The 4897-nt window shown below is 63.9% G+C and carries 5 protein-coding genes; all 5 read right to left on the bottom strand.

Annotated features, from left to right (window positions below):
• Nucleotides 1-74: 74 nt before the first annotated feature.
• Nucleotides 75-461 carry a hypothetical protein gene (locus KAY22_RS24540; protein ID WP_296625760.1) on the bottom strand — a complete coding sequence of 129 codons (387 nt, stop codon included), beginning with the start codon at nt 459-461 and terminating at the stop codon, nt 75-77.
• Between the two features lie 73 nt (nt 462-534).
• Complete coding sequence (locus tag KAY22_RS24535) at nt 535-933, bottom strand: hypothetical protein (protein WP_296625759.1); 399 nt, start codon at nt 931-933, stop codon at nt 535-537.
• Entirely contained in the window at nt 923-3679 is a 2757-nt protein-coding gene (locus KAY22_RS24530; RefSeq protein ID WP_296625758.1) for a hypothetical protein, read from the bottom strand. Before KAY22_RS24530 ends, KAY22_RS24535 begins: the two co-directional genes overlap by 11 nt.
• A gap of 85 nt (nt 3680-3764) precedes the next feature.
• The gene (locus tag KAY22_RS24525; RefSeq protein WP_296625756.1) at nt 3765-4019 is read right to left on the bottom strand and encodes a hypothetical protein; all 255 of its coding nucleotides are present in this window, start codon (nt 4017-4019) and stop codon (nt 3765-3767) included.
• A gap of 70 nt (nt 4020-4089) precedes the next feature.
• Nucleotides 4090-4713, bottom strand: coding sequence for a hypothetical protein (locus KAY22_RS24520; RefSeq protein ID WP_296625754.1), 624 nt, complete (start codon nt 4711-4713; stop codon nt 4090-4092).
• Nucleotides 4714-4897: the final 184 nt, after the last annotated feature.

The raw sequence follows: 4897 nt of genomic DNA, 5'->3' as shown, positions 1-4897 counted from the left end.
GCTCCCGATGGGCGCAGCGACGGGGCGTTCGATACCTGAGAGGAATCGGGGATGCGGGCCATCTATTCGTCCTTTCAGGCGAGCATGGCCACGCCGCGGCCAATGCCTCCAATGCCGGAGCCCAGCCCACTGAGGACCGAGCCGAAGAAACTGGCGCGGCCCGATGCTTCGCGCGCATCAGCCGAGCGGAAATAGTCGTCGCGGCGGGAGTAGCCCTGATACATCGTCGCCTCTGCGCCATACTCGACGCGCTCGCCGGTATCGGTCAGGATTTTCATGATGGTGGGCGCATCCTCGCCGGACCCGGCTCCAGACGCGGCGGCTTCCGCCATCTGCGCCGACATGATCAGGCGGCCCTCGCGGCGCCGGTCCTCTGCCTCGCGCTGCGCTGCCGCCAGTTCGTTCTTGCCGGCGAGCCGCTCCTGCCGCGCGGCGATCTCGTTCGCCTTCTGCTGCTGCATGCCGCCGTAGATCGAAGCTCCGGTTCCGATGACAGCAGAGCCGATGGTCGCAACAGCGGCGACAGTCGCCAGGCTAGCCATAGACCCACTCCTCTTTCACGGCCTCGGACCCGTCGTCCATCGTCACGGCGACATCCCCGAGATATCGGAACCCGACCGCCCCGAGGAGCTTTCTGCTGTTCGGATACTCGTCTCGGATGCAGAACACCCGGGCTTCGCCCAGCGCCATCGCCACTTTTAGCATGCGCCGGGCCTCTCGTACCACACGGATGGCGCATCGCTTGGAGCCGGAGGCGTCGACCACGCTCAACCAGAGGTCACAGCGTCCGAACCTCCAAGCCAGCCCGTAATAGGCGAGCGGCTCATCCGCTTCAACTGCAGCGAAGGCATGCACCGGGTAATCCACCGGGCCCCCGGCCAACGCCTGCACCTCAAGGCGGGATGCCCGCCGATATGTGATCTCAGTTGCCATAGCGCTCGATCGCCAGCACCAGCGACGTGAGCGTGAACGGCTTGGGTGAGGCGCCGGCTACGCAGACGCGGCAATCGAGATCGATCGGGGAATCGGTCGACAGCGGGTATTCGTCCATGCTGTCGCTGCCTGGGTTGCTTTCGACGGCCGTGTCCTGCGTCGCGCTGCTGATGCCGGGCAGATCCCACGTCGCCGAGAACGTGCCGTTGCCCCTGACGATGCCGTACTTCACGCCGCTGCGGATGTAGTCCTGCAGCATGAGGCCGACCGCCGAAACCGACATGTTCGACAGCATCGGGGTCGCGCCCTGCGCCCCGTAGGCCAGCCGCGCGCTCTTGTAGCGGAAATCGTAGGGCAGGCCGACGCAGTAGCCCAGCGTCGGAGCGTCTGGGACGGTGATCGATCCGCTGGTCACCACGTATTCGATCGTGTCGCCATCGGCGTCGACTACCGGCTCGCCATCGACCCATGCCACGACGGTTCGCCCCTCGAGGTGCGGCACCGAGATCGTCGCCGAGTGCGCGCCGGTGCCGGTCACATGGCTGTCCATGATCTTGCAGACATCGTCGATCTCGACCTCGCGATCGAGCGCCAGCTTTTCGAGGGTGCGGATCGTCGTGCCGTTGACCACGCGCTTGACCGTCACATAGACCCGATCCTGCTCGTCGCCGGGGACCACGGCCACGCCCTCGAAAAAGTCGGTATCCGACCCGGTGCTGATCGGGATGTGCGCCGCGAGGATCTGCTGCGTCGGCTCGAACACGATACAGACCATGTCGCCGTCGGTCGTGGTGATCCAGATGCGCTGGTCGGGCAGGGTTTGCACCGCCATCGCCTCGACGCCATTGCGAAACAGCCGGCTGGTCAGTTTGGTGAACGGGCTCACCACATAGCGGCCCTTGTCGGCAGCCCAGACGATCTCGTAGAGCATGCGCCCGCCCGACGCGACGAACAGCCCGCGATCGTCTGCCAGCTCTACCGGTCGCAGGTTGGCGGCGCCGATCTTGCCGGCGCTTTTCATGCTGAAATTGGCCGGGGTGATCTTTTCGTCGAGGGACGAAGCCCGCGCATTGGCGACGCGCGAATCGCATCCGATCATCGGGCTCGAAAGCCCAAGCATCCAGACCGCCTCGTTTCTGCCGCCCAACGCGATCGAGCGCGAAATCGGCCCGGCGTCGCCCTCGAACGTCTCATCGAACGACGAGTAGGCATCCGAGATCGATGCATCGAACTGGTCGGAGCCTGACCACATCAGGCGCCCGTCGTTGAGCATCACGGCGGCCGGATAGCCGTTGAGCGCCGAATACCGCCCCTCGCGCCACTGCTTGGTGGCATGCGTGCCCTTGAACGGCCGCAGCACCTCGACGTTGACCTCCGTCTCGGATGTGTAACTGACGACCCGGCAGATGCCGTAGCCGCCGCCGCCCTGGTAGGTGAGCGCGACGTTGGCCTCGCCGGAGGTGTAGCCGGCATTGTCGAACCCGACCTTGACCCAGACATCGGCGTTGTCGTCGTTGTCGTCGTTCACGAAGGTGGCGTTGCCGGTGATGTTGATCGTCGCCGACGCCTGCTCGCGCCGGTATTCGAGATAGTTCCCGAACTCGCCATCGAACGAACGGAAGTGCTTCAGTGTGCCGACCCACGTTCCGCTGATCACCGTCGTGAACTTGCGCTCCTCGAAATTGGTCTCGGTGATGCCGGAGATCATGATCGGGTCGGTGAACTGGTTGGCTCCGGCCAGGTACTGATTGACCTTCTGGCCTTCATGCACCAGCCGGAACAGCGCTCCGACATGCGTCGACTTGAAGAATGCGCGCGAGGCGGTCAGCGTCGTGTTCCCGGTCAGCGCGGCAGGGGTCAGCGTCAGGTCCGCCGACCGGCTGGCATAGAACGGGCCGTCATCCGACACCTCATTGACGATCGACCATGACGCATCGCCGCGGCGCTCGATGCGCTTGGGCGCGTAGGCGCCGCCGGCCGTCAGGTACATCACGTCGAGCGATTGATCGAAGCGCAGCGACTTCAGCACCGTCGAAGGCCACGGCGTCGGCAGTTCCATCACGCCCGCAGCCTCGATGGCGCACGATGCCACGATGCGATCGACCGGGTCGTCATTGAGGAACTGGATGTAGTATGGCGTCGCGTCCGGCGTGAACGCGATCGAGTGGTAGCCGGTGCGCAGAACCTGCTCTTGCGTGTTCGGCAGCAAGTCAACGCCGCCGCTGGTCGAGCCGAGCCGGAACCGCACCGGGCCACGCTCCACGACGATGCGCAGCGCCCGCTCTGTGCCGAGGCTACCAGCAGCCACCGACACCACGCCGCTGGCCGTGGCGCCCTTGCCTCGGGCCGACATGGTGAGCTTGTCGCCGGAACTGCTCGTCGTCTGCCCCGACGTGCTGGCGAGCGTCCACGTAGAGAACGCGCCTACGGTGTCGCTGACGGAATTGCGGGTCACCATCGTGTCGGTGTCGCAGTCGAGAACCCGCACCGTCAGGTCGCTCATTTCGAGGATGAACGCATCCTCAGTGCCGGCGACGAACGGGATCGGCTCAACCCGCGTGGTGCCGTTGTCGCATGTGGCAACGTATTGGCTGCCGGGCCGGGGGAATGCCTTGCCCACCGCGTCGCAAAGCAGATTTTCTTGTATTTCGGCGGCAAGCCTCATTCGCTCCAAATCTACCCGGTGGAGCTTGTCAACATCGTAGACGCCGATATTGAGGCTGTGATGATATACCTTGATCGCCATTAGTATTGCCGCCTATCCAATAGTGCAATCAGGGGGCAGCGCGCCTTCTCCGGGAAAGAAACTGGCGCGCTGGATGTGCTTCGCTCTACTCGACGAAATTGCCGAGCGTCTCGAATTCCAGTTTCAGGTGCTGCGACTTGGCTTTGCCGCCTTCGTTCCACGCCGAGCCACTGGCATTGATCCTGACGACGCGATCTTCACCAAAGCTCTGGCATAGCGTTTCGAGAACGCCGCCGATCTGGTTCTTCGCGGCTTCCTCAGCGCTGTCCTTGGGGCAGCCGCCAACAGCGACCACCTGATCTTTGACAACTCCGGCCAGCTTTGAGGCGCGGCCTGCCACCTGATATGACCAACTCATGATTTCAGTTCTCCAGTAGTCCTAAACCGGGTTCCGCCCGGCGCGGTAGATTTCACGTTGCCTCGCGCCGCTGGCCCCGGTTGCTCTGCCGGCGCGACTGGGTCCAAGTGCCGGGTTGCTTGAACTTGATGCGCTCATCGACCGCATCGGCGCGCTTGGCCTGCATCAGCGAACGGGCGAACTTGCGCTCGAGGTCGGCCGATGTGCCGCGATCCTTGGTGATCGGCAGGTTCGCCCGCAGCGCCAGGCAATCGGCGAAGGCGTTGGCGAACAGTTGCGGGTAGATGCCGACGTTGGCGCCGTAGCTCGCATGGTTCGACACATAGGTCACGAACAGCGTCGAGTAGTCGGAGAGGATGACCTCGCCCTCGCGCTTGTAGCTGAGGTCTTCGTAGGTCTGCGACTGGTCGGGGCTGATCTTGCGCAGGCGCACGTAGTCGGACGGTTTGTTGTAGACGTACTGGCCGTTGATGGAGTCGACGGCGTCGATGTCTGGGGTCCACTCCTGCGTGCGGAGCGAAAATTCCCACAGCCCGCTTTCGAGCATTTCCTGCATCACCTCGTCGTAATGCTGATCGAAGGCGATGCGTTCGGGCCGGTTCTCTGTCAGCCCCGTGAGGCGAACCGGCCCGAGGCGGCTCAAGGCCTGGTTATAAAGTTGGAGCTTCGTAGCCATTGCCGTGAGCCCTTCTGGTGTTTACGCGACCTTCTTGCTGCCGCCCGCCGACATCTCGCGGTGCTTCTCCGCGAACTCGACCGCCGCCGTCTTGGTGATGATCTTGCTCTGGATGACCTCGCGGGTGGACTTCAACTGCACCCACCAGCCCTTGTTGATGCCGGCGTCGGCGTAGCCGATCTTG

The organism is Rhizorhabdus sp. (assembly GCF_018006725.1).
Taxonomy (GTDB): Bacteria; Pseudomonadota; Alphaproteobacteria; order Sphingomonadales; family Sphingomonadaceae; genus Rhizorhabdus.
The sequence above is the reverse complement of the archived record's forward strand: the minus strand, read 5'-3'. Positions and strand labels throughout refer to the sequence as shown.

What these genes read in the sequence shown, in the direction of transcription:
- KAY22_RS24540 (WP_296625760.1), bottom strand. Translation starts at nt 461, where the DNA reads ATGCAGCAGCAGAAGGCGAACGAGATCGCCGCGCGGCAGGAGCGGCTC.
- KAY22_RS24520 (WP_296625754.1), bottom strand. Translation starts at nt 4,713, where the DNA reads ATGGCTACGAAGCTCCAACTTTATAACCAGGCCTTGAGCCGCCTCGGG.
- KAY22_RS24535 (WP_296625759.1), bottom strand. Translation starts at nt 933, where the DNA reads ATGGCAACTGAGATCACATATCGGCGGGCATCCCGCCTTGAGGTGCAG.
- KAY22_RS24530 (WP_296625758.1), bottom strand. Translation starts at nt 3,679, where the DNA reads ATGGCGATCAAGGTATATCATCACAGCCTCAATATCGGCGTCTACGAT.